This window comes from Paenibacillus athensensis (assembly GCF_004514475.2).
Taxonomy (GTDB): Bacteria; Bacillota; Bacilli; order Paenibacillales; family NBRC-103111; genus Paenibacillus_AL; species Paenibacillus_AL athensensis.
This window is the reverse complement of sequence record NZ_MYFO02000001.1, coordinates 187,025-211,880: the sequence shown is the minus strand read 5'-3', so window position 1 is coordinate 211,880 and position 24,856 is coordinate 187,025. Positions and strand designations below refer to the sequence as shown.

Sequence of the window (24,856 nt, the reverse complement as noted above, 5' to 3'; positions counted from 1 at the left end):
CTAAAATGCGTATGCCTGTTGAACGATGCTTCGTTCACATTGCTCCAATCGATCAGCGGCGTCGTTCACATAGTCCTGACATCTCCTCAAATCAGAATCGTATCCGATCCGCAGATCCAGTAGAATGACCGAACCTTTATCCTCCCAATCCACCAGCTTTCTTAGTGTATTCATGCGATCGTCGATCCAGCCAAGCCTTTGCTGCAAACGACTCAGCCGCTCTCCAATCGTTCTAAGATCCGAAATGCTGGCATCAAGCGCCTCTTCCGCATAGACGGCTTTGGAGGAGCCCCATAAGCTTTTAATGCCATTAATTAACCCTTTCACCGTATGCTCGACTTGCTGAAGGGCTTTTTCTTTAAACTGCTGCAGCGTATGCCGCAAAACAACCACGGAGCGGCTAGCGGCTGCAATAGCTCCTTCAACAAATACCTTTGCGTGTTCATACAGTTCAATAGCGGATTGCTGGGCAAATTGATAGGCATTTTGTAGTGCAGGTACGACAACAAACTTGACAAGCTCCGGCACAATCGCCCAAACGAGCACATCTGCGACAAGTGCGATCATTTCCGGTCCGAAAAATACAAAGCCTGCCAGCGTAAGACCCGCTGCCGCAATATCGACATGATCGATACGCCCGTTCCAAATGGCGAAGATGGCATCAACCATACCTTCCAGCATTGGGGCCGGAAGCGTTTGTAATCGTTGTGTGAAATCCGATACTACCTGACAGCCGATATCTTTTTCTTGATGATCTGAACGCTTGAAGCGGCCGTTTTCGATTTGCAAAAAGTCAAGCGCATGATTATCCTTAATATTTTGCGCTTTCTTGTCTTTGGCCGTCGTATCAATGATAATCGGTATTGTCGGATTATACATGATCGAGGATACAAGATCGTATTTGTTCTGAAATTCCTGGATTCGCCCGCGCATGGCCTCCGTCACCGCCTGATGCGCCTGAATGAATTCCTTATTAAACCCAGGCGCGTTGAAGGTTTGCGTACTTGCAATCGCATCGCGTATATGCGGATCAGCCGTCAGCGTCGCATACAGCGCCAGGTTGCCGCCTAGCGAATGGCCCGTTATGGTTATACTGCCATACTCCTTCATTGCCGGATCTGCCATATAGGCTTCGGCATCCTTTTGCTGTACAGTTTGCCGGGCATAAACGGACGATGCGTTGTTTTGCCAATCATTGCGATATTCGAGCTTCGCCATATCTTCACTTCCGCGAAAGGCGACGACCGCTTCTCCAGGCTCGGGCTCAAACGTATACGCTACAAAACCCGTCGTTGCATTGTTGTCCTGCATTCGGGAAACCTTCCAATTGAAGTATCGGGAGCCAGGATCGGAAATTTCAGTAATTACCCGCTGAAACTCTTCAAACTGCCCTTCGCTTGCAAAGCGATCCTTGAGCTGCTCCATTTCCTCAGGTTTGGTCTTATAATAGCTGGTAAGATCGCCGACAGTGAGATTGCCTTCCGTGTAATTCTTGTACAGCCGGCTTCCTTGAAAAACATCCAAGTAAGCCAATTTCGATAATACCCAAGCGTCCAATTCGGTGACTTGCATGCTGTAGATCACCCTCCCTCCGCAATATTATTGCCGGTCATATCAATCGCTTTCCGATAGGCTGTGAAACTTTTCAATAATCTCGTTCAGTGAATATTTCTTTTGCCCTTCCACGACTTCCGTAAAGCCCTTACTAAAACAATTTTCCTTTTGTGCATAAAAGACCATAGGGTCTTTCTCTTTACTGTAATTTGCAGCTACCGATTGAAAGGCAGCAGGTTTCAAGTAGTAGACATCGACATACAGATCATCCATGCCCATTTGTAATCCTGCATCGGCCATCTGATCGATCAACGGCGCTGCTGCGGCAGGCACGGCGGGCCCCCCGGCATCAAGAAAAATGTTTGCTACCACATAAGTCCTCTTTTTTTTCACATAATCGCTCACACTCATGTCTTTGTCATTCAAATCGGTATCCGGAAACGATAAACCACCGTTGGTCAGATAGCTTTTAACCCAAGCAGGTTTTTGAAAAATCACCTGGGCGCGCTCTGCCAATTGCTGATCCAGCTTTTCCGCCATGATCACATTCATATAGCTGTCCCAAACTTTATCCAGATCTTTCGAAATTTCTACTTGAAACTTACGATCAGGGTGACCTTCCGGATAAACCTCAGCCTTGAGCGTATTCGTGGTTAACGTCCCGTAGCCTCCGCCAATCGTATCTACAACAAAGGTTTCGCCGTACTTGAGCTGCAAATAATCAACCATTTTCTTCGCTGCCGCTGCATCTTTATTTCCGCAAGCGGCCAATGCGAGCATCGATGCCATACTCATGATGGCCAACACCACCTTCACTGCTTTTTTCATCATTCCAACCCCTGTCATTTGCCCGTGGCTGTTGTTTGGTCTATCGGCTTTCTCGCCTTATCATCACATGAATTTCCCAATCAGGCAAGTCATTCCAGCAGATTCTGCACGGGCGGCAACCACAAACACTTTTTACAACAAAAGTAACTTGGAGCCATTTTGCAAACCGGCCTCCTGAGCAGTCAACTTCACATCCAGCACACTTCCAGAGACACGGTCGCACAATACCGTATCCGCTGCTGCTGCAAAATACCCCTCGGACAAATCGACAATCGCTCTCGTCAGCAGTTGTTCAATTTCGTAAAGCTTCCCGTAAAGCGGGATAAACACGTCGTAATGCTGATTCACTGCCGGCACAAACAGCTCGATCATAATTTTATCCATCTTCTCCTACCTCCGTCTGATCGGTTACGGACACCAGCAGCTTGGTCAAGACGGGTTGACCCTTGCGCACGACATATCCGAACCCTGGCGCAAGCTCCTGATAAAGCTCGCTGGACGTTTTGGCCAGTCGTAGCTGGTACTGATCAGCAATGCCGTTCCCCACCCAAATGCCGTCGTTGGTCGATACCTTGCTCTTAAACCACGCTTCGAAGGACACCGACGAAAAGCCCGATACCGTATCCGCCAAAATGAACACCACTTGGTAGGCCGCTTCGCCTTTTTCCAAAAGCACCTTCAGTTTATCCCTGCCGTCATCCGACAAGCTGGACAACAGTGAGGTTAACGACTGCACGATACACACCTGCTTTTCAAATTCGGGAGCGGGCTGTCCGCCGGCAATCGCATCCTTATAGGCATTATTGCGTGTGACCAGCGTGGAAAACAGCTCCACAACGCTAGCTTCCAGATCATCCGGCCTCACGACTCGGCGATATGCCGCATCCTCATCCTTGTTAAACCGATTATCAGGGTCCAAAACCAGCACGCTGGCGCGATTTCTAGCTGCAAATGCCTCGGACAAGCCTTGTAGAAAGCTCGATTTTTCAGCGGCTTGCGACATCACCACGTGAACATAGCTTTGCTCAAAATCGCAAGAGCTGATCTGCAGGCTCGCTTTTTCAATACCAACGGGCAATGCAGCTTCCGAACGCTTCAGTTCATTCATCAGGTACTCGGTATCAACCCTGTCGGGCAAAATGGGAATACGAGGCGCGGGCGATCCGCTCCACTGCGCCGCACAGTCCGAGCTGAACGTTCGCACGGCTTCGAAAACGCGCTCCGGCTGTTCATGGACATGCGCCGTTTGGAACTCGTAGACACTGTCTGTTTTGAAAATGCCTCTGCCCTTGAATTTGGATGGAAACAGCCCCTCCACATTGCCCAAAACACTGCTATAGTCCGACGGATCATTTAATTGCAGCACATAAAGCTGTTTGAAATTTTGCAAAATCCGGTATCGAACCGCCCCTGTATTCAGAGCAGTCAACACAAAATACACCCCGTACTTCAAGCCCTCACGCGATAAAAAAGCCATCGTGTCCTCAAGCTCTCCAAACGTTTCTGCAAACGCGGAGAAGTTATGAATAATGACCACAATAGCTGCTGCTCCTTGAGGCGACGATTGGACATATGAATGATAATCGCCTCCGTAATCGGCAAATCGTTTTTTGCGAACGACAAGCTCCTTTTGCAGCATTTTAAACAAATTGGCAACCTTTTCAGCTTCATGCGCAAGCAGCACATCGCCGACATGCGGCGCTTTGGCAAAAGCTCGCAAAGTTTCCGAAGCAAAATCTAACGCGTAAATATTTACTTCATCCGGCGTATGCTCTGTCATCAGACTGTGCATGAGCGTAGTTACAAATGTTGTTTTACCGCTCCCGGCCGCTCCATAAATAACCGCATTGCCTTCACGGCTCAACGGAAAGCGCATGACATGCTGACTCTGGCTGGCCGGGTTATCCACTTCCCCCACGATCGGATCAAGCTCGTAGCGGCCCTTCATCGCCTGTCCGTATTTGGCCCGCAACCCTGCCAGATGAATCAAGCCGGGAATCGGTTCGAGCCACATCGGACGTACCTTGATGTGCTCTTCATCGGCAATGCTTTTTAAATAGCAATTAATTTCATCAATCTGTTTGGGCGGATTGCGAACGATTCGGCGATTGTCGGCTTTGACTTGCTTCAAAACACGCCCCAGGTTGTCCACGACAGCAATTTGCGCTTCCTTTTTCCGTTCTGCCCGATCGGATGGCTCATAGGGAGCTCCCGCCCATCCCGATTGGCCGAGGGCGAACAATTCGTTAAAGCCTACCTGAACGTAGTAGCGGCCCGTAACCGAAAGATTGGCTGCATCCGGTCTTTTAATCATATCCATGCTGTCGGCTTTCTCCTGTACCTTCAAACAAATGCGGAACCTGCTGTTACTCCAAATCTGGTCGTCGACAACACCGGACGGCTTTTGAGTAGCCAAAATCAAATGCACGCCTAGGCTGCGACCGATCCGGGCTGCGCTGACCAGCTGCGTCATAAACTCCGGCTGCTGTGTTTTCAGCTCAGCAAACTCATCGGAGATGATAAACAGATGCTGAAGCGGCTCGTCCACCCGGCCTTCGCGGAAAAGCTTTTGGTACTTGTAAATATCCATGTTGCTGATCGTCAAGCGCTTGCTCGTTTCGCTAAAAATAGCTTGTCGCCGTTTCAATTCACTTTGAATTGAAATCAGCGAACGTTTTACCGAAGCTCCGTCCAGATTCGTAATCGTACCCGCCAAGTGCGGCAAATCAAGAAATGCGTTCGCCATCCCGCCGCCCTTGTAGTCAATCAAAATAAACGCTACTTCATGCGGATGATAATTCACAGCCAATGACAAAATAAACGTCATAATAAATTCGCTTTTGCCCGAACCTGTCATCCCGGCAATCAGGCCATGCGGACCATGAAACTTTTCATGCAAATCCAGAAAAAACCATTCCCCTCCCGGGTCCACGCCGATTGGAGTCTGCAGCGAAAGCGTAGGATCGTTTTCTTTCCAGCGCGTAAGAGCATTCAAGTGTTCAATCTTGCCCACGCCAAACATTTCGAGAAAAGTCAAGGTTTGCGGCAGTGTATATGCCGTTTCCGCTGAATCCAATTCAATATTGGCCAGAGCGACGGCCAGCTCCATTTCCCCGCCGGGAGCACAACGGTCCGGCATAAAGGACTGCGTATGCGCCGACGTATCGTTTTTATCATAAATTTTGGCGGTTCCGCCTTGAAAATCAATCACCCAAGAGCATTCCTTGGGAAGCTGCATCAGCTCTTCATACACATTGATCAAACTGATACCTATGTTTTTCTTTTGCTTGAGCAGTTGGCTTAATGCTTCGGCTTTCAATGCCAGATGCTTGTCCAAGGCTATAATCAGATAATAGGGTGAAACGTCTCTTAATTCTTCCTCCCTCAGCTGGTCGCGACTGGCCATCTCCCTTTCCAGAAAGGCAGAAAGCTCCTTGACTTCATTGACCGTCGTAGCGAGAAATCTTACGGATTTATCTTCATTCCAGACGTGCGGTAGCCATTTGACAAACTCCCACATATCGTATTCTTTTCGATCGAATATAAAAACCAGCTTGAGCTCGTCGTAGCTATGCAAGGCTGTCAATTGAAAGATCAGACCTTTAACAAACGCGGCTACTTCCTCCCGGTTGCCAATCATCCCGCTTACCCAATGATCAATCAGTGAAAAAGAAACCGGCACCTGGTGCAACAGTTTTGGCTCCACGGCCAGTTGATTCAGTTCATCTTGTAAACTGTCATCATCCATTGAAAAACGTTTGGGCGGATGCTTGACTTCAATAGAAAGCGGCAAGGTGCCCAAACCGAGCCTAACCTTGAGAAAATCATTCTGCCGGCGCGTACGCTCCCACAAATTGCGTTCTCTCGTCTTTATTCTGTTCATGCATTGGTCCAACGTCACATGATTTTCATGCAAAATGCTGCTTTGTTTGTCGGATTCCGCGGCGATTTCTTTGCGTATCCCTTCCAGATAGTTCATATATTTCAGCTTGCGCGTTTTCTCGCGCTGCTTGCGTTTGCGGTCTTCGTATTTCCGGGACATGATCGGCCAAAAAATGGTACCCAGCAGCATGCTGGAGGACATGACGATCATCGGCATCGCCTTCATCATACTGCCTCCGGAGCCCAATACATTTTGTACGGCTACAAGCCCGGTAAATGCTGAAGCCATGCCCATTGTCAATGAAGGCCCAAGAAGCAGCACTAACGGCATCGGGTCCTGATTCCCCAACGCTGGCGGTGCATCAATCGTCAATTCCGGCCGATCAATTTCCCTCTTAAACCGTGGAGAGCGGTAAAACAACCTTACCTCCTGCTGCTCCGGTTCGTCATCATCGGAAGCTAACGGGGCTGCAGGCTTGACAAAGGGCACCAGAAGTTCTTGTTTGTATCGAACTTGTCCGTCGGGATTGTTCAAGGCAATATAGCCATTTCCAATGATCAGCTTGAGACCTACGATGGAAATAACGTCGCTGGGCGCTACTGCCTTGGCGTTGATTTTGATTCCATTGACAAACGTTCCGTTCGAGCTGCCACAATCCTGAATGGTCATCCCTGCTGGAGTTACATGCAATTCCGCATGGAGTGAAGAGGCGTATTTGTTGCCGTATTGAATATCGCATCCTTCCACACGGCCAATTTTGAATCGCCCAGCTGAAGGCAAGCGGAATTTTCGAAACAGCTTGCGGTCTTCAGTAATCGGGTCCGTGTATAACACTACGGTTTCATCGGTTTTTCGCAAATGAATATGATAAATCGCTTGCGGTTCCAATACAAGCTCTTTGATCTTGTCCTGACCGCTATCGAGAATCGCAGCGTTCCGGTTTGATTTGAGGACCCATCGTCCGTCCATTCCTTCGACGCTAATGACCTGTTCCTCGTCTCCATGTGCATTCAATTGCGTAACCCAATACTGGCCTTTTTTCTTTTCAGGCAGCACACATGTATACAACACACTGTCCTTCAGCAGCGAAAGCTGCATATAGATCCCCCTTTACTGCGCACGCAGCGGCTCGGTAACTTGTTTGATGATAAAACCGTGAGTATGGCAGGTAATGGTCCACAATTCCACCATATCGTCGCCTAAAGCCACGCGAATACCTTTTTTCATAACAATCGGCTTATGAACGAGCTCTTTGCGGACGACAAGCTCCGAGCCGTTTTGCGTGACGATACTCCAACTGCGATGACGAAACCGGCGGGTACCGAACATTTTGGGCGGCTTTTGATAAATGGCTTCCATAATCTCATTACATACCAGGTTTGTCGCATACCGACTGAAAAAACGAATTTCTAGCGTTTCATGCGTTAATATATACGCATCATCAGCCTTTTCCAAAAAATGCAGGAGTTCTCCGGTTACCGCTTGCGGTATCTCTGACGCCTGCTCCTTCTCTTGTGACCGGGCAGCATAATAGAACAAGAATAAAACCAACATTCCCGCAAATAGAGCTGCTGTGCCGATATACATCATCTGTAAATTCACCCGCTTTGCGAGGTTGGTCAACGAACATACAAAATTACACGTTTTTGTCTCTTTCGGTTATAATGGACCATACAACAAGCCCCGTTGAAAGGAGATTTCACTTCATTGAAAACAAAAGAAATGACCGCGGCGCAATTCGCCGCACAGTTCGGCTCCGAAGCCGTAAAGCCGGGGGCATTCTCCTATTTTATGTGTGAAAACGGCTTGGGACTGATCCGCAATAACGCCGACCGTTCAATTGAGATTGTACAGCCTCCCCATCATGAAATCGGCGAACTTTCCCCTGAGGAGGAATTACAGTTGCTTGCGCTGGTCTGCGGCGATTTTGCAACCGATGTCGACATGCCTCCAAGTGAAACCGTTTTTGATTTCGAACAGCGTGAACGATCTTCCCGTCGTACGTTGGGCACAATCTGGATGTCTTTTTTCGTAATCATTCTCGTGCTGATGGTCATTCTTGCTTACAACTATTGGCTGTAAAAGATTTACTTGCGCAAGCGTTTGTCAGCCGTAAACAGTGGATTCGCCCCGTCCGTTCTTTCCTTGTTCAGCTTCTCTTTCGCTTGTTGAGCCGCACCGGCCAGCTTGGTGTCAATAAACTTGCTCATGTGGTGCAAGGTATCCTTTAATACATCGATGGCCAAGCCAAAATTGGCAATGGCCGTTTTCGTCGTATCCCCCATTTCACCTGACAAACGGCTTTGAAAAGCCGGATCGTTCAGCTTGGTCAGCTCTTGATAAATCGTTTGCATACTATTGGCAGCTTGCTGCTCGAAACGACGACTTTCAAAATAAATCGAATCCAGTTGCTTGGGATCCAGCATTTTGCCTTTGCCTCCCATACATCTACCCCTCCTTGGACACTTGCCATTTATTCAACATTTCATCGACAGTCTCAACCAGCTTGGCAAATTCCTTGGTCAAACTGGCATATTTATCCTCAAGCATTTTAATAAAAGTCAAATCGCTGCTCGCAGCCGCATCGGCGTAAACTTGGCGTAAATGAGATACACCGGCATGCAGACCTTGCAATTCAAGCGCGATCGCTTCCATTGAGCGGTACGCCTGCTCCTGATCGATGCTTACCGTCTCGTTCATACAATTCCCTCCTTATACGGATCCGGGCTATTCATCCCAAATAAAATTCATTTTCCGACTGTAGCCAATCATGCGTTCAGCCAACAACAAGCTGCATAATGGCGGCAAGAGGATCGCCCATACTACCCATCTGCGCCGATCAAGCATTGCGCACAGATCCCAATTCAACTGCAGCTCCACGATATACAACACAACTGCAATAAGGAACCCAGCCATGCATGTCAGTTCGAAGGGATTAAGCCGCACATAAGCTTGTATCGTTGACAATAGACCTTCTCCCGCCAGCGGCATAGAAGCGAGTATGCCTAATAAGAGTATCAACGCGCCCCAACTCGCCCATGAAGCTTTGCCGTATACGGCACGTTTGATCATGTACGTGTTTACTACAGGTAAGTAGTAAGATAAGGTTCGGAAAAAACCTCCTGCATGACTTGCTGAAAACCTCCGGCAGATCACTAAGGCAAGCCTTCCCTTGGGCAACAGACAGATGATCAACAGCAGCGCTCCTGCAAGTCCGATTTGTATGTTCCATAACGACATGTTTCCGCCCTCGTTTCTGTTAACGGCTTATTTGAGCAAGTTGCGAGTGGCTGTACGCTCAGCTTCGGCCAATGACTCCGCCGAAACAACCGGAAGCCTGCCGGTTGTTTCCTGGGCGCGAGCTGAAGAAGGTGGCCAGTCCGTAGGTCCGGAAAGCTCAGCTACCGAGCTCCACGTGGCCGGCAGTGCTTGCGCATCGTGTTGTTCCACGTGAGTGTCTCCGGGTTCCTGCATGGATCTTGGCTGTTGCGGCAAGAGGCCGTAGCGTTCCTTGTAGGGAATGGCTGTAGCAAAAAAACGATCCCAAGCCAGCTCATATTCCTCACGTATGGACAACGAAAAAGAAACGCTGCGTCGAATTTCTGGCGGCTTGACAACAAAATTACGAACATGAATCATGGCCGTAATCACATGCAGCACTCCACAAACCACTTCAAATTCAGGCTCAACCGGACCTTCAACCAGACAAAGATACGGAGCCAAAATATGGAGCGGTTTGGGGGCTTGCTCATAAAACCATTTGGCCGTCTCCTCATTCAGCGGTGAGCCGCCGACCTCTGTGCGCAGCGTATGAAATTCTGGGTATCGGTCAGCCAATACAACGGCCTGCTCGTACACATCGCGATGAATATAGATGTACATGTCATTTTTAGCCAAAACCAGCGTATTGATTGTGACCGGCAAGTATCGTTCCTTGGAAGCAACTATCATTTCTCTCACATCCTTTCTTAATTCAAGTGTGCGGAACAAAGAGGGCAGGATCTACTGCTTGTCCGTTAATAAACACGCCGAAATGCAAATGAGCTCCCGTGCTTTGCGTTCCTGTATTTCCGGATTTGGCTATCGGCTCATATTGCTGGAGTACTTGTCCAGGTGTTACTTGGATACTGGACAAATGTCCATAGAGGGTTTTGATCCCTTGCCCATGATCAAGAACAATATAATTGCCGATCTCGGTGTTACTTGAAGCTTCTTCCACTTTTCCATTGAACGCAGCCAACACAGTAGTACCCTCGGGAGCACGCAAGTCCATTCCTTTGTGAAAACTCATCTCGGTCCTCGTAACAGGATCAAGACGGATGCCAAACCCTGAAGTCATCTGTGCCTCAATCACTAGAGGGGATCTGAAATGTGTAATCTCACCAAGCTCCGGTTGAACAAGCGCTTTCTCATACTTGCTGCGCTGCGCGTTTACCTGGGCGCTCAGATTACGAAGCTGCTTTTTGTCTTGTTCCGGTTCAGACGGCCGGACAGCGGGCGTATATTGATCCGCAAGCTTGTTCCTCTCCCTCATCTTGGCAGCTAGTGAATCGGCAGTGGTCCGATACTCAGCATCCAACTCCAATATAAATGAAACCTCTCTCGATTTAGCCTGCTCCATCCTCTGTTGAACCTGTGCCAGCTCATCCGACAGCTGGTATATTTGTAAATCCAATGCGGACAATTGTTCCTTGGCATACACATCGTATACCTCGGCCGCAGCATTGAGCATCGCATTCGTATTAACGGTTTTGGCTACCTGATAATAGGCGTTCTCGATCAGGACCAATTTTTTGCCTTCTTCAGCAGCGTTATCGACTGCAACGCCGTACTTATTCAGCAATACAGCCGCATCTTCGGCGTAAGCTTGATTGTTAAGAAGCAGCCATAAGCTGCAAATTGCGATGATTGTCAAAATCGCTTTCTTTCGCACGTCCTTCACCTTCTTCAATCGGGACACCTATGGTTAAGAGAAGGGCAAAATCGGAATTTTACCCTTCTGCTTATTCCAGCTTACTTAAATTGGCCGGCATTGTTATTGATTGCCGTCTCCGCTTCGTTGTAATTCGTAACGGTGTTGTTCAAAAACCTTACATACGAGTCGATAATTTCTTTGTATTCCTTAAAACGCTCTTCCAGGCCGTTGAATTTCTTCTGGATGGTGTCAGCTGCATCACTGTTCCACGTCGATGTTAAGCTGTTCATTTCTTTTTTAATATCGTACAGCTTCGTATCGAGCTTGCTGTTCAATTCGCCGATCGATTTAGCCGTAGCGGAAACGACATCGAGTGTAATACTGATCCCTTCAATAGTTGCCATGATAAAATCCCTCCTTAAAAATTAATTGGTCAGTTTTTTAACTGCATTGATCGTTTCTGTTTGCGTGCGCTTGTAAGTCGCTGCACTGGTAGTCAAAAATTCGGCATACTGCGTCATCAGCGTCATCATGTTCTGAAAATCTTCCCGGAATCCTTCGATTTGCGCTACGAAAGCCTGATTGTCGACGCCGTCCCAGCCCGCTTTCAAACCGCCGACCTCACTGTACAATTTCTCATACAGCGATTTGTAATCATCCGCTTGTGCAGTCATTTGTTTGGCTGCAGCCTCCAGCTTCACCGGATCGACCACGATTTTTCTTCCCATATTGTTGAAACCCCTTCCTGAAAATAAATTATATTAAGTTCCGTGCCCGGCGCTTTATAAAGCAGCAGGACAGAATCATTAATATCCGAAAGTCGGATGTTTTGCGTTAAAACAGCTTTTGTTGCTTGCTCAAAAGCTCTTGCAACAAGCGCTGCTGGCGAGCCCGTTCCTCTGCGGCCCTGACTTCCTCTTCATGCTTGATCTCCAAGGCCACTGCATATACGTCACTGCCTATCGAGCTTAAAGAACTCGAACAAACAGAAAGCTCGTTTAACATTTGTGTAATGGCAGCATTGATATACGTCATTTCATCCGCTTGCCAAGCCTGATTCAAATTCACACGAAGCGATTCCAAATTACGATATACTTCATTAAGCGTACTGGCATATTGACTTAACCGATTGGCTTGTGAACGCGCTGCTTCTACATTGATTCCCACCAAATATCGCCCTCCAGATCCGTATAATCATTTATTTTGGGTTATATAATTAAAATCATAGTTATACTGATCAAGCGCAGCTTCTTTCGGAGTCTCGAACACTTTCTCTATGGCTTGGTTGTCCATAATGCTTGTTGGCGGCGCCTCATCGGCATAAGCGTAATATTTAGTCAAGTTTCGCCTATATCCGACAAGCATGCGCGTTGAATCGATTCTTGAACCGGACACGCTAAATCCGCTGATCGGTTTTGCGGTTGAAAGCGTCAAGTTTTGCAAAAGCACCAGAAAACTGGGACCCTCAATAGAGTTAACGCCACTAAAGGTGGTCAGCTGACTTGGAATATAAAACGCATGATGCCAGTTCGGATTGTTAGCATTAATTCGATTGATCGTGCTGGCCATATCGTTAGAAACGAGAGTCGTTATATGGTTTCGAGCTTGCATTTTGCTCATCGGTCCCGCAGCTGTCGGCGGTAAACCAGGCTGCTTTACAAGATCCGAGCCGTTTAAGGCAAGTGTATATTCCAGCCCCATATTAAGCGCATAGCTGGTCGAACCAAATGTATAGGTATAGGGCAGCTTCATACCAAAAACAACATCCCAATCGACATCTTCACCAGCAGCGCCGGCAGAATAATTGTCAGGGTAATTGCCCCCACCGTTCGATACGAGCTGCGGAGAAGCCAGATAATACCCGTCAAATCCGGCAACAGCGGCGACGGGGATATAATCTTTGATCAGCGCTTTGTTAGCAGCTGTCGGCTGAAGATCATAGTTAAAACAAAAGACATCAAGGAAGGTGTCCAACGCCAGATTGGGATCTACGGTTACCGATTTGGTGTCTGTATAATCCATGTTGAGTCTTCCGGTTTTCAACATGGCCATTGAACCGGCATCAGTGGCATAGTCAATCGCATAACTCAGCTTTAACTGCTCGATTTCATTTTTTTCTTTGTCCGCATACTTCAACAATCCGATAATCAGCGAAGCAAAAAACAGCACTGCGACGATATTTACAATTCCAAAAGTTCTATTCATGTCGCCTACTTTCTCACCATGCCGGCCAGCGTCTGATCGAATTTGGGCGGGGTCAGGTGTAGAAGACGGTATTGAATCCGCTGTGATCCCGTGTAGTCAATGGCTTTCACGGTTACCTTGATAATGTCTCCTTCGTTCCATGTCTGCGTATCGTCAGTAAGCACATAAGACGTATACGTGCCGCTGCCGCCGTCGGGATTGACTACCTTCATATACCTTTTGACCGTCGCATCCATCGAAACACCATAAGAGGAAACGCCCAAATAAAAATCCGACAAATCCAGAGGTGATAATCTTCCATTGTCACACACTTTGTTAATCAGATTGGTCATTTCATTTAACACGCTGCGGTTCATGGTTAAATCCTTGCTCATCGTATTGATAATCAACGGACCGCCGGCCAATATCACAAACGCCATGAAAACACCGATGATTTTATTGATAATATCGCTCATCACTTAGCTCCCTTGCTAGGCTCGCGCCAAATGCGCTTCTTCGATAGCGTACAGTATATTTCTCAGCAGTACGCCATAATAAATCGTTTCTGTTCCGGCCGTATTTTTGTATCTTATCAAGGAAATAACCAATCCTTTGCTATGCCGCTTTGGAATGCCATACAGATTGTGATCATATTTGGATTGCGGATCCAGATAAGCAAATATTGTTTCCGCCTCCTTGCCGCGGGCACAAGCCGGATCGTCAACAATCACATACGTGCCTTTGCGAAATGAAGGAATTAACCAGCCAAATAGTCGCATTTCTGATCCTCCTCAGGCGAAGCGGGTTTAGGCTTCAAATCGGCATTCCAGAATCTCATACCGCTGGGTCCAACAAACAATTGCAGCCTTGAACAAGCGTTCAAATTAGCGGGTAGCAAGCTTTTGGCCGTTTGTAAAGCCGATCCTTTGTCACTCAAAAAATTCTCATCCAAGGCAACGCTCATCTGCTTTCCGGAAAAATCCAGACGCAGCTGTCTTGGCTGCGGTGTGTAGGCATCCGCAACCACCATCATCATTAAAAGATCGGCTACTGTTCGCTCGGGGGCCACAGGGACAATCTCACTCTCCGTGTTAAGTGCCGTCTTCTCAATCTGTACATCGAACCCTCCGACATCACCCTTAAAAAAAGGAATCGCACAATAGACCATGATCGGTGTGAAAACGGCCAATACCATGACGAGCGTAATCAAATCAAATGCATCGTCGGTTTCATTCAACGCTTATTCCTCCTTTACGGTCACGTCATACATCTGCAGGTAGGGAGTTATCCCCAAACGAACCTTAGTATGAAAAAGCTTGGTCAAGTCTGCTGATCCTGTAATCGGTACGACGATATCTTGACCGTACACATCCTTGGTGGAAACAGAACCGGAAATGGAGTGAATCGCGTCTACATTGCGTTCAAGAATAATAAAAGCCGAAGAAGCGGGAATCGGACCGTAAGCGGCGGCTTCTACCAATTCTGTGGCATACGTTTCAGCTTGCGTATCAGCAATGGAATCCACTTGAGCACGTTTGAAATTTTGCGCCGGTATCGCGAAGAAAATCAGCACGCCCAGCGTAAAAGCAACGACCATTAATTGAATTGCCAGATGTACACTGGAGCGAACCTCATTGTCCATAGCTATGGCCTCCTGAATTCAATACGGATGATCGCCCCGTTCGCATCTTTAATTAACTTGGAGTCATAACGAGCAGTGACTGGAAACTTATTTTCATCTGCAGTTAAAGCTTTTGTAGAAAAATTTGCGGCTGAAGTACTTTTTGTAAACTTGATGGAAAAATCGTCCGTGACTCCCGGCTGCTTGTCCACCCAAATCTCCGGGTTGCCCCGCGATTCGGCAATTGCAGAAATGACATCTTGAGCGTACAAATTTTTGGTACCGTCAAATTGTTCGTATTTTCGATACTCCTTGACAATGGCAATCGCATTGTCATCCGTCTGCTGGATCGCCGCACCTTGCCTGGCAAACGACCCCAATACAGCAATCAATGCGAGTACCAATGCTGCCGCCATTGCGCTTATACTCGCCCATAAAGCTGCAGGCCATTCGTTCATTATCGATCATCCCCTTATCTGTCATTAAGGTTTCGAGCTCTATCCGATCCGCAATAGGCAATCCTTACCCATTGCGGATGTTAACAACAAGAAACCTATGGTTATTGTTGTGTAAAGCAGATTCCTACGATTGTTCCCGTCGAATCCTTGATCAATTCCGCAAGGAATTTCGCGGTAGGACGGACATACGTAGCCTTACCTGTCTCCGTTAGCGGAAGATAGTTCATGTTGAATTTAATCGGGGTATCCTTAAACCCTTTTTCATACCATGAGTTTCCACCTGACTTTGCATATTGATCGGTCGCGAATATTCTGGAGCCTGATGAAGTTTCAGTGCTTCCTTCCAAAATTGCTCCATAGTTATAACCTTTGCCTGTAGGTGTAGTAGCTGCGCCTGGGAAATTAGAACTCGTGGTAATGGTAATCGTCCCCACCGGCCGGCCTTCAAACAGCTTGATCGCAGAGACGACCTGCGTACCCGACAAAATCTTCTGATCGTAGTCGTCAAACTGCGCCAATGACATGGAATCCATCGAGTTTTGTACCGTCGTGATCCCCTGATTCGTCGTTCCCCGCGTAAAGCCGAGAATAACGAAAATAACTGAAATAATAACCCCAATGACAATTAATGCAATCGCTATCCTTGCGCCTGATCCCAATTCGCCTTCCATTGATTGTTCACTCCTTAAATAGTTTTAGGTTCATCAGCTTCACTACTTGCTGAAAGCATCCGTCTGCTTACGCAACGGGGCTCACCATTCACCTCCCTTGTCGTCCGAATACGAATACGCAAGACCCTGTAATCAGCAAAACAAGCAGCACGCATATCGCGATCCAAGGAACACTCGCCAAAAACGATCACCTCCCACGCAGAGTTTCAGCTTTGTTCTCTAATGCTTGACGTTAGCTAGCGCTGCCATGAATTCCTTGAAGCCCAAAATACCAAGCGGCATCAGAATGTATAACAGGGCTGTAAGTACAAGCGGCGCCATAGCAAGCGGGCTAACCATCGATCTTTTTTTGTTCAGCGTGGTGTTTTGGGAAATTTCTCGAATCCGCATGACATGATCGCGTTCCGTCACCAGATCGCTAAATGCCTCACCCAGCGTAATCTGATGGATAGTCAGAATCAGCTTGTCCACCATCCGTTTAAAGCCCGGCAGCACTGCTTTTGATTTCAACCGATTTAACGCAAGATCGGGATTCGACGGGTACTCATGGTAAGCATCAAGAATCGCGTTCTTATGGACCCTGCTTTGACGCTCCAGCCAGTACAACGTCTCCAGCGTATCGGTTGACGTATTCATCAAAATTGAAATGATCGTTTGCAGTTGGAGTACATCCTCTTCACTTTCCGTTTTCAGCAGCCACGCTCTGCCCTTGAGCAGCAATTCAGGCACATGCGCAAAAGCCAAACTGACCAGAAAAGCAGTCAGCAGCATCCACCACTTAAACGAAGCATTATGATAGCTAACGTATTTCTCCTTGAGCCGCTTTACCTGTGCATCTTGGTCAAAAGCCTGAAGCTTGGGCAAATTGGCTTTAACAAAATCTTTGGTTTCGTTATCGCTAGGCAGCGTCGGCTTGGCGAGATAAATGTCGTCCATCTTCTTGCGAACGGCAATATCATGGGCAGTCAGCTTTTCACCGCCAACCAGCGACACTTCCTTTACGTTCGCGTAAACAAACTGTTTACCCAAATGTACGGCAAAAAACATACACACCAATGTCAATGCAAAAGCTGTTGCTGCATACAGCAGTTTGCTGCCGTACATATGCCTTAAATCCGTCATGCTTAGTGCGCCTTTGATCATACGCTGCTTTTTCGCTTTTTTGAATTGCCGCTTGGGCATCACGTCACGAATCAGAGCAGCAAACCAGCTCATCTGCAAAAGTCGGACAACAACGGGATTGCGATCGTCTTTTTTGACGGAAACGGCGCTATTGATTTTGACGATGACGATGTAACCGATGATCGAAGCCAGCAATATGACCGTTCGCGAAATATAGCCGATAGCTCCGTTGTAAATAACCGAAGTACCGGGGATAATGGAAGAGAAAAATCGTTCAATCACACCGATGGCCATCAACGGCGCTACCGGCAAATATTCCAGCATGCCAAAGCGAGCCTTCTGCATCGAAATCCGACGAATTTCCAAGTTGACCTCATCAGCCATCATGCCCATTGCCTGCAAAAAATTGGATGAACCGTCCCGCAGCTTCGTATCACCGGAATTGTTCAGGATATAGCAGACGCCAGCCAATGTACATAGCAGCCGGAAAGGCGTTGTTGCGTAAAATTCATCGAGCCTGCTTTTGCCGTCTACGTCGGTAAGTATCAGATAGATGTCCTCAAACGCCCGATGCAGCTCGGAGCCGGTATCCGTTTCCGCAACAGCTTGCGGAATGGAGTTCAAACGCAAATAATTTTGTCGCAGTGCAGATAGCGCCATCGACAGCTGCTTGAGCAGCTTGAAGTGAACGCTGTCAATCTGCTTGTCCACCAGCACCGTATTCACAAGCACGGCATAAAACAATACCAATAATGTGGAAAACAGATCGCGAAAAATAATGGCCCCGGCAATCACCAACACGGACGATGATATCATTGCGATTCCATACACACGCACCGAGTACACTTTTATTTCCTGAACCGTGTACACGGATAGCTCCGCAACGCGGTTTTTAACCTTGCGATAGCTGCCTCTTGTCAAGAAAAATTCGTCGAGAAATTTGCTCCAGCGGAAATATGTAGATAAAGAGATCAAACCTTTGTGCTTCTTGACCATGCCTTTACGCGCTCTTGCTTTTTTCTTGTCAGTGATGACAATCATGGTGACACCAAACAAGGCGGTAAAGATAATGCCGATCAGTAAAAAAATCATGGGATATCCGCTCCTCGTCTAAAGCCTCCAGTTATCCAAAATAAAACGTTTGAATTCCGTCACCTGATCCGTCGGCATGACCTCCAGCATTTTTTGCGTCAGTTCGGTCGTAAACCATTCACAGGTTTCATAGGTGTCCGTTTCAAGGTTGTACTTTAGAATATCGCGGGTCGTAAACGATTGGCGGTCGGTTTGCCGGGTGTAATATTCCTTGGTTATTTCATTCATTGAATGAAGCGGATTATTCGGGTCATAGTCAGGATAAGGCACACTGACATCCAGCTTGACGATTTCCGAAACACGTTCGATATAACGGCGACCGTCTGTCGTATAGTTCAAATGCACATCGACGCGAATGACGTCAATTACCTGCTGCTCAGCCGTAATCATGTTGCCGGTAAACCCGCCTGCATTGACGAGCGAGTTACGAATCGCATAAACGAGCTGCTCGGCTCTGTTGGCATGATGCGAAAAGATGGTAAAGATCGAAGCCACCTGACCCATTTGAATCATCCGCGCAGCGATTGCGTCTGTCGCAACCTCACCGACAATCGAGACGGCCGCATCCGATTTTTTCAAGGCGTCCTGCAACTCAGCAGCAGACACGAATTCCGTTTCCTGGACGGATAAAATATTCCGTTCCGGATACAGCTCCCGCAGATACATTTCCGGGGCCATTTCCAGTACGCGCATCGTGTAACGCGGATCGATGTACTTGACTGCTGCAGTCATCATCACGGTTTTACCCGCGCCTTGCCGTCCGGTAAAGCCGCAGGTCACCTGCCCCATCATCAAATACTTGACCATGTTGATCGCCAAATGCGCATTATGGACATAGGGCTTGGCAATCAACGCCGGCAACGAGGAGTCGCTCAAAGTAAACTTGCGGACAAAGACGGCCCAATATTCGGCTGCGGGCGGCCGCATGGCCAATACACGTGATTTGTCATACATGGTGTTGACCAGATAGCCACGCTTCTCTGTGAGCGGGCCCGGATTGTTGTAGCGGCAGAGCAGCTGCACAACGCGCCGCAGCTCCTCTTCAGAATGAAAGGTTAAAAATCGCAAATGGATATACCTTCCATTAAAGTACAGCCATACCGAGCGCGGGGCCTTCATAATCTTCTTGTCCTTGTTTAATAAAGCGCTCAAAATCGAACCCGACGTGCCGCAGTTAAAGCCGTTAATGTTCATCTCGCGCAGCGTATCAATAACTCCGAAGCCCTTGTAACGCTGGTAAATCAATACCGACATTAAATCAAGCATGACGTGATAAGTTAATTCAAATTGCTTCTCCGCATAAATCATGTCGATATCTTCATTGGTGATCAAGTAAGACGCTTGCGTTTTGTCCTCAATTTCGAACCTTTCTCTGGCCAACTGGTATTCATTGATCATCTCGGCAAGTGCGTCTTTACCGCATTTCTTCTTATAGAAATACATCAGGATTTCGAACTTGACCCGGGGCTCCAAATAGTTGCCACGAAAATCGTATACCTGTAAAATCGCTTCTTCGGTCTTCAGCAAGTCGGCAATGATGCTCCGGATCAAATCTTGAACAATCAGCTTCGCTGAATCAATGCCGTAAACGCAATTTTGCATGGCGTCTTGAATACGTGCCTTCCGTTTGTACATCGATTCAAATTCTTCATCAGCCATGCCGGCAAAATTCTCATCCTTGAGTAAATCGGCCAGGCTGTATTTCACGATTTCCAGCAGCCTGTCCATAGTCAGCTTGTCCGATTGCTCAATATCAGGCCGTTCGCGCTTTGCTTTCATATACAAAAACATCACGATTGCCGCAATCCCCAGCAAGGTGACAAGCATGAGCCAGGCATTTGTACTCACCATGCGTTCCTCCTTTCCAAGCGATGAATCATCGCTGAGCTACTGGGGCCAGGCTGTCTTACGCCCCAGATTGGCAAGTACTGTCATCAAGCATTCTTTGAGATCGTTATTGAGTTCTATTACGCGAGGGTCCTTTTTTAAGATATAAGGTAAAATCGTTTGAAGCTTGCCTTGATTGCTTGTTTTTTTAATAAAAGGATTATAGCTGATCTTCGCACAGCGCCGGTGGCGCAATCCCATTCGCTTGGTCGTATCGCGAAATGCTTCGACATAAGGATCATATTGATTAAAGATGAAAACGAGCCCTTTGTTATTGACATATTCCATAACTCCGGCGGTTTCCCAATACTTCAGCTTTTTGCCAATGTCACGGGATTGTGTCAGCACCATCACGACCAAATCGGATTGGTCGATCACGGCGCGCGTAATATCGTCGTAAATTTCCGTGGCCACATCGGTAATGACAATTTCATGATGCAAATTTTCAATGACGAATTTGAGCAGCTTGCTGTTATCTTCGTCAGATATGGTCTCCGATGCCGTATCGATAATTTGCAAGTTCGGCACTCCCGGAACTTTGATGCAATAATCGGAAATTTCTTCTCCGGAGATAGCGTGCGCCTCCAGCAGCTTGATTACCTGCGTCAGATTGCGGGTCTTATCCTCAAACGGCTTTAAACCGAGGCAGCCGGTAATCGATTGATTATCGTTGCCTGTATACGTCAAGCATGTCCGATAATTTTGTGTTTGGGCCAACGCCAGCGCGAGCAATACGCTTACTGTCGTTCCGCCTTGCCGGCGGTCTGGAGATATCACGGAAATCTTCATCGCGACCACCTCCGGTTCAAAATCGCCAGCGCCGTCTTGGCGCTAATATTCAGAGCCGGCGCCAAATGAGCCGCCAAGCCGATATTCAGTTCCTTCGATGCGACGGGAGCAAGCACCCGGTAAGCTTCGATCTGCTCGACACTGCGCCATAGCGGCGAGAGCGGCGCTACATTGATCGCCCCTTTCTCCCGCTTGCCGTCATAGACGATTTTAACGGTTGTGTACGCGCCCAACAGCTCGATGAAACTAAGCTCATCTTCATCGGGCGGGTAGCTTTTTACGTACAAAATTAACGAAAGCTCATCAGGAATGGCATCCTGCAAATCGAAAATGACGTGTTCAAAATCATCAGCCGTATATCCGATCTCTTCAAAAATCTCATCTGGCGAAGCATCGGAGACAGCAATCATGACATTCGCCATATGCCCTTGCGACTCGCCGTTTTCCAGCAGCCTGCGATAATGGCGGTTGCCACTGAACAGCGCCACATCGCCGGTTGCCTGCAGCAGCTTGAGCAGGGCGTAAATGACCGGCCGCTTGTCTGTGTAACCATACACGCCAATTAACATTACTCTACAACACCTTTCCCTATGTTGAGCGGCATCTCCGGAGCGACTCCGCTATTGTTAGTTGTGGAGCCGGCAGAGGTCGCGCCTGTCCCTGTCTGCTGCGAGCTCTGAGGTGTTACTGGGGTTGTCTGTTCCGGCGAGCTTGCCGCAGGCGGTTGCGTGGCAGCTTGCGCCTGCGCTTCTTGCTTGCGCTTCTCCTCTGCTCCGGTATGTTCAGATACGCCGCCATTAATTTTGCCGATAACCTCTCCTCGTCCCCCGGCAAGCTTGCCGGCTTCGTCGTCTTTCAAGGCGGCTACGCCGGAATCAATCATCGTGCGCGTCGGATCATTAAGCTGGGCGTTGACTTTTTGCACAATATTCGGATCTGCGGTAATAATGGCAGCAATGTTTTTGGGAATGGCGTAGTACTGCGTTGCCGGCTTTTGCAAACCGGGCTCCAGATACTTGGCAGCATAAATGATGGAACCGTTTTGCTTTTGCAGGAAGTAATCGACAAGCGCTGCCTGATAATAATGAATTTCCTTTTCGTTCAGCTTCAGCTTGAAGGTTTCCCCGTTTATGGCCTCAATCCGCTTATGGGAGAACACAATGTAATCTTCTCCATACGGATATACAATCCGATAGTCAATGTAATCTCCAACATGCAGCCCGATCGGCAGCGTATTGGCAACAACGTCGTATTCGCGCGTCGTATCGTCAACCGGGTCCTCCATGACCAAATCTTCGCTTAACGGCGTGCCCGGACCGAGCGCAATGCGATAGTATTTGCCGACAATGGACGATGGGTCCAGAATAAAGCTTTTCGTAATCATCGATTCCGGTATTTCTCTTATCGTCAGGTCGCTTTCCTCCACCTGTTTGCCCGCTTGCATATTGGTCACGCCATCCTTGACGGTCCAGATGCCGACCAGCGGACCGATTCGATCGATCGTTGCCTGCAACGTCTTGACCTGTTGATCATAGGCCGCTTTCATTTCTTTTTGCTTGGGACCCCAAAGCAAGAAATACTGGCCAACATTCGTGCCGATGAAAAGGAGTACGATTGCGACAAGCACACCAATGGTTTTCCAATTCCATTCCATATTCATTCAAGCATCCTCCATGTACCCAAAGCCGGGTAAAATGTACGACATATTCGACAAATCTCATCTGCTTCCCCCTTGCATTACGGAGCTTCTTGCGCAGCAAACGTCTTGGGATTGGGCAGTTCGGGCTTTACATTGTCAAACACCTTCATGCTATCCTGCAAAACAATGACTCGCGCCACTACATCCTGCTTTTGCAGATAGTAGTCCAGATACGATTGCGTCCGGTAGCTGCCTATTATTCGCCAACCGTCAGCCTCAAGCGTTGCTATATACATCGCGCTTTGCCCCGGTGTTGCTTCGTAGCTGTAAGGAATGGACGGCTGAATGCCGGTATCGCCCAAACTGGTCGGATCGATCAATCCGCTGTTCGGCAGGTAGCCGAATGCCGCTGCAGCCTTCGCAGCGGGGCGCTCCATCGCTGGATGCGGCTGACCGTAAAGCTTGCGGGAATCTGACCGTTCATTCGTTTGCTCATTCACCACGTACAGCAAATCTCCTTCGAGTACTTGCTTGTAAGCTTCCCCCCGAGCAATGGCTTCTTTCATAACAACGACCGGCTTCGGTTGATAGGTATCCGAGCTTCGAGGAGCGAAAGACGCAATAGATACCGGAACGATGATAGCTGCCAGCACAAGCGCCCCACCGAGGGAAAACAACCATTTATTCAAAGCGCTTCACCGCTTCCCCGTGATAGCGAACCGTCACTCGTCCGTTGGCATCTTGCTCCACCGTCACACCAAGAGCCTGCAGAGACCGAAATACGTCCTGCCCATCCTTACGCAAGTCAATGCGAAATAATTGCTTGCCATAAGAGATAGCAAGCTGGTCGCCTTTTAATTGAAAGCTGACGTCCTCTTTGTTCGTAACGCCAAGATCCCCGGTCGGATCATGAATGGCACCGTCGGAACCGACATAGTTGGCAACCACGCTTTTCAGTGCCGGGTCGGGTCCCTTCTCGCGATGCGTCCACCAGTAACCCCCTACCCATACCAGGAGAAAAACCAATGTCCATAACGACATTTTGACCATCATGCGCCTCCTGTTCCACAACGCATATCATATATATTCGACATCATTATTAACTTCGTTCATGGGACCCTCGCGTCCCCCGCTTATTACAAATTCCCCTTTCTGCTTGAAGATCGTCACAGGTATCCCCGCGACAAGTGAAGGCAAGATCTACTTCCTGACAGCGCGTCATTTCTGCACCAACCGCAATAGTAGCATATATATTACTCGCCACTGCAAGGAGCTAAAATTTCCTGAATCTTGTCTAACTCGGCAATCATTTGTTTTTTTTCATTATACATGTGTAATATAAAATTGAAAAGGGCTGAATTTTGTCTTTTTTTGTCGATTCTAGTTATTTATCAGGAATTTTCTGGATGAATTTATAACCACATCCGCCGGTCCTTTAGCCCGGCCCAATTGTGACGCGCTATTTCCCGTAACGAATACACTGTAAAAAAACAAGCAATCTGGCCCACGGAGGTATTGCCATGAAATTGGATCTCGGCTGCGGCTCTGCCAAACAGGCCGGTTTTTTCGGCATCGACAAACGTCGTCTGCCCGACGTCGATCTCGTTTGCGATCTCGAAGCGGGCATTCCGCTGCCCGACCATTCGGCTGATCTGGTGCTTGCCTGCCGCTTGCTGCCCTACATTCGGGATTTACCCCGGCTAATGGCCGAAATTTACCGCGTTTGCACCCACCAAGCCATCGTCTGTGTGCTGGTTCCCTATGCCCGTAATCTCCGACACATGTCCAACCCGCTGCTTCATCAAAAATTCGATGAATATTCCCCAAGATACTGGACGCCGCATTTTTTTCAGCCCCCGGACGCTTCGCCCTGCCCCCCGCTCGACAGCTATGCCGAAGCCGAACCGCCCCCCTATGATTTTCGCCTGCTGCGGCAAGAATTTTTTTATGAACCCGCCTACCGTTCTCCGCTATACGAGAAAGAAGAATTAATGATACTAAAGGACCTCCAGCTGGACGTAGTCAGCGAAATCATGTTTCATTTGGTCGTGGTGAAAAAAGACATCGGCTTTGACGAGCTGGAATGGCTGTCGCGTCGCGCCTATTTCGAGCCTCCTTGCGCCGCGGAGCTTCGCGAGCCCCTCAAGGCCGCAGATTAAGGAGGCATTCGCGTCTTTTTAACCTAAAAGATCAGCTTTTTCGTTAAAAACAGG

General features: G+C 48.1%; 29 protein-coding genes. 2 read left to right on the top strand and 27 right to left on the bottom strand.

The window, feature by feature from the left end:
• The 5 genes from B5M42_RS00905 to B5M42_RS00885 all read right to left on the bottom strand — a co-directional run bounded on the left by B5M42_RS00905 (nucleotide 1) and on the right by B5M42_RS00885 (nucleotide 7,855).
• Complete coding sequence (locus B5M42_RS00905) at nucleotides 1-1,572, bottom strand: Mbeg1-like protein (protein WP_134750602.1); 1,572 nt, start codon at nucleotides 1,570-1,572, stop codon at nucleotides 1-3.
• A 42-nt stretch (nucleotides 1,573-1,614) separates the two neighbouring features.
• Nucleotides 1,615-2,385: a hypothetical protein gene (locus B5M42_RS00900; RefSeq protein WP_134750604.1), complete on the bottom strand. Its 771-nt coding sequence runs from the start codon at nucleotides 2,383-2,385 to the stop codon at nucleotides 1,615-1,617.
• Between the two features lie 129 nt (nucleotides 2,386-2,514).
• Complete coding sequence (locus tag B5M42_RS00895) at nucleotides 2,515-2,766, bottom strand: methyltransferase (RefSeq protein ID WP_134750606.1); 252 nt, start codon at nucleotides 2,764-2,766, stop codon at nucleotides 2,515-2,517.
• Nucleotides 2,759-7,363 (bottom strand): type VII secretion protein EssC, encoded by a 4,605-nt coding sequence (gene essC, locus B5M42_RS00890; RefSeq protein WP_134750608.1) that lies wholly within the window; start codon nucleotides 7,361-7,363, stop codon nucleotides 2,759-2,761. Before essC ends, B5M42_RS00895 begins: the two co-directional genes overlap by 8 nt.
• Before the next feature lie 12 nt (nucleotides 7,364-7,375).
• Nucleotides 7,376-7,855, bottom strand: a complete 480-nt coding sequence (locus B5M42_RS00885; RefSeq protein ID WP_134750610.1) for a hypothetical protein — start codon at nucleotides 7,853-7,855, stop codon at nucleotides 7,376-7,378.
• 117 nt (nucleotides 7,856-7,972) lie between these two features.
• Here B5M42_RS00885 and B5M42_RS00880 point away from each other — a divergent pair, with 117 nt between their 5' ends.
• Nucleotides 7,973-8,347, top strand: coding sequence for a hypothetical protein (locus tag B5M42_RS00880; RefSeq protein WP_134750612.1), 375 nt, complete (start codon nucleotides 7,973-7,975; stop codon nucleotides 8,345-8,347).
• A gap of 5 nt (nucleotides 8,348-8,352) precedes the next feature.
• Here B5M42_RS00880 and B5M42_RS00875 read toward each other — a convergent pair whose 3' ends face one another.
• From B5M42_RS00875 to B5M42_RS00770, 22 genes are all read right to left on the bottom strand, one after another.
• Nucleotides 8,353-8,709, bottom strand: a complete 357-nt coding sequence (locus B5M42_RS00875; RefSeq protein WP_134750614.1) for a hypothetical protein — start codon at nucleotides 8,707-8,709, stop codon at nucleotides 8,353-8,355.
• A 4-nt stretch (nucleotides 8,710-8,713) separates the two neighbouring features.
• Nucleotides 8,714-8,965: a hypothetical protein gene (locus B5M42_RS00870; RefSeq protein WP_134750616.1), complete on the bottom strand. Its 252-nt coding sequence runs from the start codon at nucleotides 8,963-8,965 to the stop codon at nucleotides 8,714-8,716.
• A gap of 27 nt (nucleotides 8,966-8,992) precedes the next feature.
• Complete coding sequence (locus tag B5M42_RS00865; protein ID WP_134750618.1) at nucleotides 8,993-9,505, bottom strand: hypothetical protein; 513 nt, start codon at nucleotides 9,503-9,505, stop codon at nucleotides 8,993-8,995.
• Nucleotides 9,506-9,532: 27 nt separating this feature from the next.
• Nucleotides 9,533-10,216, bottom strand: coding sequence for a hypothetical protein (locus B5M42_RS00860; RefSeq protein ID WP_134750620.1), 684 nt, complete (start codon nucleotides 10,214-10,216; stop codon nucleotides 9,533-9,535).
• Between the two features lie 22 nt (nucleotides 10,217-10,238).
• Nucleotides 10,239-11,207, bottom strand: coding sequence for a M23 family metallopeptidase (locus tag B5M42_RS00855; RefSeq protein ID WP_230632626.1), 969 nt, complete (start codon nucleotides 11,205-11,207; stop codon nucleotides 10,239-10,241).
• Nucleotides 11,208-11,278: 71 nt separating this feature from the next.
• Nucleotides 11,279-11,584, bottom strand: coding sequence for a pore-forming ESAT-6 family protein (locus B5M42_RS00850; protein ID WP_134750624.1), 306 nt, complete (start codon nucleotides 11,582-11,584; stop codon nucleotides 11,279-11,281).
• Nucleotides 11,585-11,605: 21 nt separating this feature from the next.
• Complete coding sequence (locus B5M42_RS00845) at nucleotides 11,606-11,908, bottom strand: WXG100 family type VII secretion target (RefSeq protein WP_134750626.1); 303 nt, start codon at nucleotides 11,906-11,908, stop codon at nucleotides 11,606-11,608.
• 106 nt (nucleotides 11,909-12,014) lie between these two features.
• Complete coding sequence (locus tag B5M42_RS00840; protein ID WP_134750628.1) at nucleotides 12,015-12,347, bottom strand: hypothetical protein; 333 nt, start codon at nucleotides 12,345-12,347, stop codon at nucleotides 12,015-12,017.
• A gap of 27 nt (nucleotides 12,348-12,374) precedes the next feature.
• A complete protein-coding gene (locus B5M42_RS00835; protein WP_134750630.1) occupies nucleotides 12,375-13,385 on the bottom strand; it encodes a hypothetical protein in 1,011 nt (336 codons plus the stop codon).
• Between the two features lie 5 nt (nucleotides 13,386-13,390).
• Nucleotides 13,391-13,840, bottom strand: coding sequence for a hypothetical protein (locus tag B5M42_RS00830; protein ID WP_134750632.1), 450 nt, complete (start codon nucleotides 13,838-13,840; stop codon nucleotides 13,391-13,393).
• 15 nt (nucleotides 13,841-13,855) lie between these two features.
• Nucleotides 13,856-14,143: a hypothetical protein gene (locus B5M42_RS00825; protein ID WP_134750634.1), complete on the bottom strand. Its 288-nt coding sequence runs from the start codon at nucleotides 14,141-14,143 to the stop codon at nucleotides 13,856-13,858.
• Nucleotides 14,122-14,601 (bottom strand): hypothetical protein, encoded by a 480-nt coding sequence (locus B5M42_RS00820; RefSeq protein ID WP_134750636.1) that lies wholly within the window; start codon nucleotides 14,599-14,601, stop codon nucleotides 14,122-14,124. The genes B5M42_RS00825 and B5M42_RS00820 overlap by 22 nt, the downstream gene beginning before the upstream one ends.
• A 3-nt stretch (nucleotides 14,602-14,604) precedes the next feature.
• Nucleotides 14,605-15,006, bottom strand: coding sequence for a hypothetical protein (locus B5M42_RS00815; protein WP_134750638.1), 402 nt, complete (start codon nucleotides 15,004-15,006; stop codon nucleotides 14,605-14,607).
• A gap of 2 nt (nucleotides 15,007-15,008) precedes the next feature.
• A complete protein-coding gene (locus tag B5M42_RS00810; protein WP_134750640.1) occupies nucleotides 15,009-15,443 on the bottom strand; it encodes a hypothetical protein in 435 nt (144 codons plus the stop codon).
• A gap of 101 nt (nucleotides 15,444-15,544) precedes the next feature.
• A complete protein-coding gene (locus tag B5M42_RS00805; RefSeq protein ID WP_134750642.1) occupies nucleotides 15,545-16,114 on the bottom strand; it encodes a hypothetical protein in 570 nt (189 codons plus the stop codon).
• A gap of 219 nt (nucleotides 16,115-16,333) precedes the next feature.
• Nucleotides 16,334-18,328: a hypothetical protein gene (locus tag B5M42_RS00800; RefSeq protein WP_134750644.1), complete on the bottom strand. Its 1,995-nt coding sequence runs from the start codon at nucleotides 18,326-18,328 to the stop codon at nucleotides 16,334-16,336.
• An 18-nt stretch (nucleotides 18,329-18,346) separates the two neighbouring features.
• Nucleotides 18,347-20,179, bottom strand: coding sequence for a P-loop NTPase family protein (locus B5M42_RS00795; RefSeq protein ID WP_134750645.1), 1,833 nt, complete (start codon nucleotides 20,177-20,179; stop codon nucleotides 18,347-18,349).
• 36 nt (nucleotides 20,180-20,215) lie between these two features.
• Entirely contained in the window at nucleotides 20,216-21,004 is a 789-nt protein-coding gene (locus B5M42_RS00790; RefSeq protein WP_134750647.1) for a hypothetical protein, read from the bottom strand.
• Nucleotides 21,001-21,573 (bottom strand): hypothetical protein, encoded by a 573-nt coding sequence (locus tag B5M42_RS00785; RefSeq protein ID WP_134750649.1) that lies wholly within the window; start codon nucleotides 21,571-21,573, stop codon nucleotides 21,001-21,003. The genes B5M42_RS00790 and B5M42_RS00785 overlap by 4 nt, the downstream gene beginning before the upstream one ends.
• Entirely contained in the window at nucleotides 21,573-22,664 is a 1,092-nt protein-coding gene (locus tag B5M42_RS00780; protein ID WP_134750651.1) for an SAF domain-containing protein, read from the bottom strand. The genes B5M42_RS00785 and B5M42_RS00780 overlap by 1 nt, the downstream gene beginning before the upstream one ends.
• 77 nt (nucleotides 22,665-22,741) lie before the next feature.
• Nucleotides 22,742-23,209 carry a hypothetical protein gene (locus B5M42_RS00775; protein ID WP_134750653.1) on the bottom strand — a complete coding sequence of 156 codons (468 nt, stop codon included), beginning with the start codon at nucleotides 23,207-23,209 and terminating at the stop codon, nucleotides 22,742-22,744.
• Between the two features lie 115 nt (nucleotides 23,210-23,324).
• Complete coding sequence (locus B5M42_RS00770) at nucleotides 23,325-23,696, bottom strand: hypothetical protein (RefSeq protein WP_134750655.1); 372 nt, start codon at nucleotides 23,694-23,696, stop codon at nucleotides 23,325-23,327.
• Nucleotides 23,697-24,163: 467 nt separating this feature from the next.
• On the opposite strand from B5M42_RS00770, the gene B5M42_RS00765 reads away from it, so the two are divergent.
• The gene (locus tag B5M42_RS00765) at nucleotides 24,164-24,802 is read left to right on the top strand and encodes a methyltransferase domain-containing protein (protein WP_134750657.1); all 639 of its coding nucleotides are present in this window, start codon (nucleotides 24,164-24,166) and stop codon (nucleotides 24,800-24,802) included.
• Nucleotides 24,803-24,856: the final 54 nt, after the last annotated feature.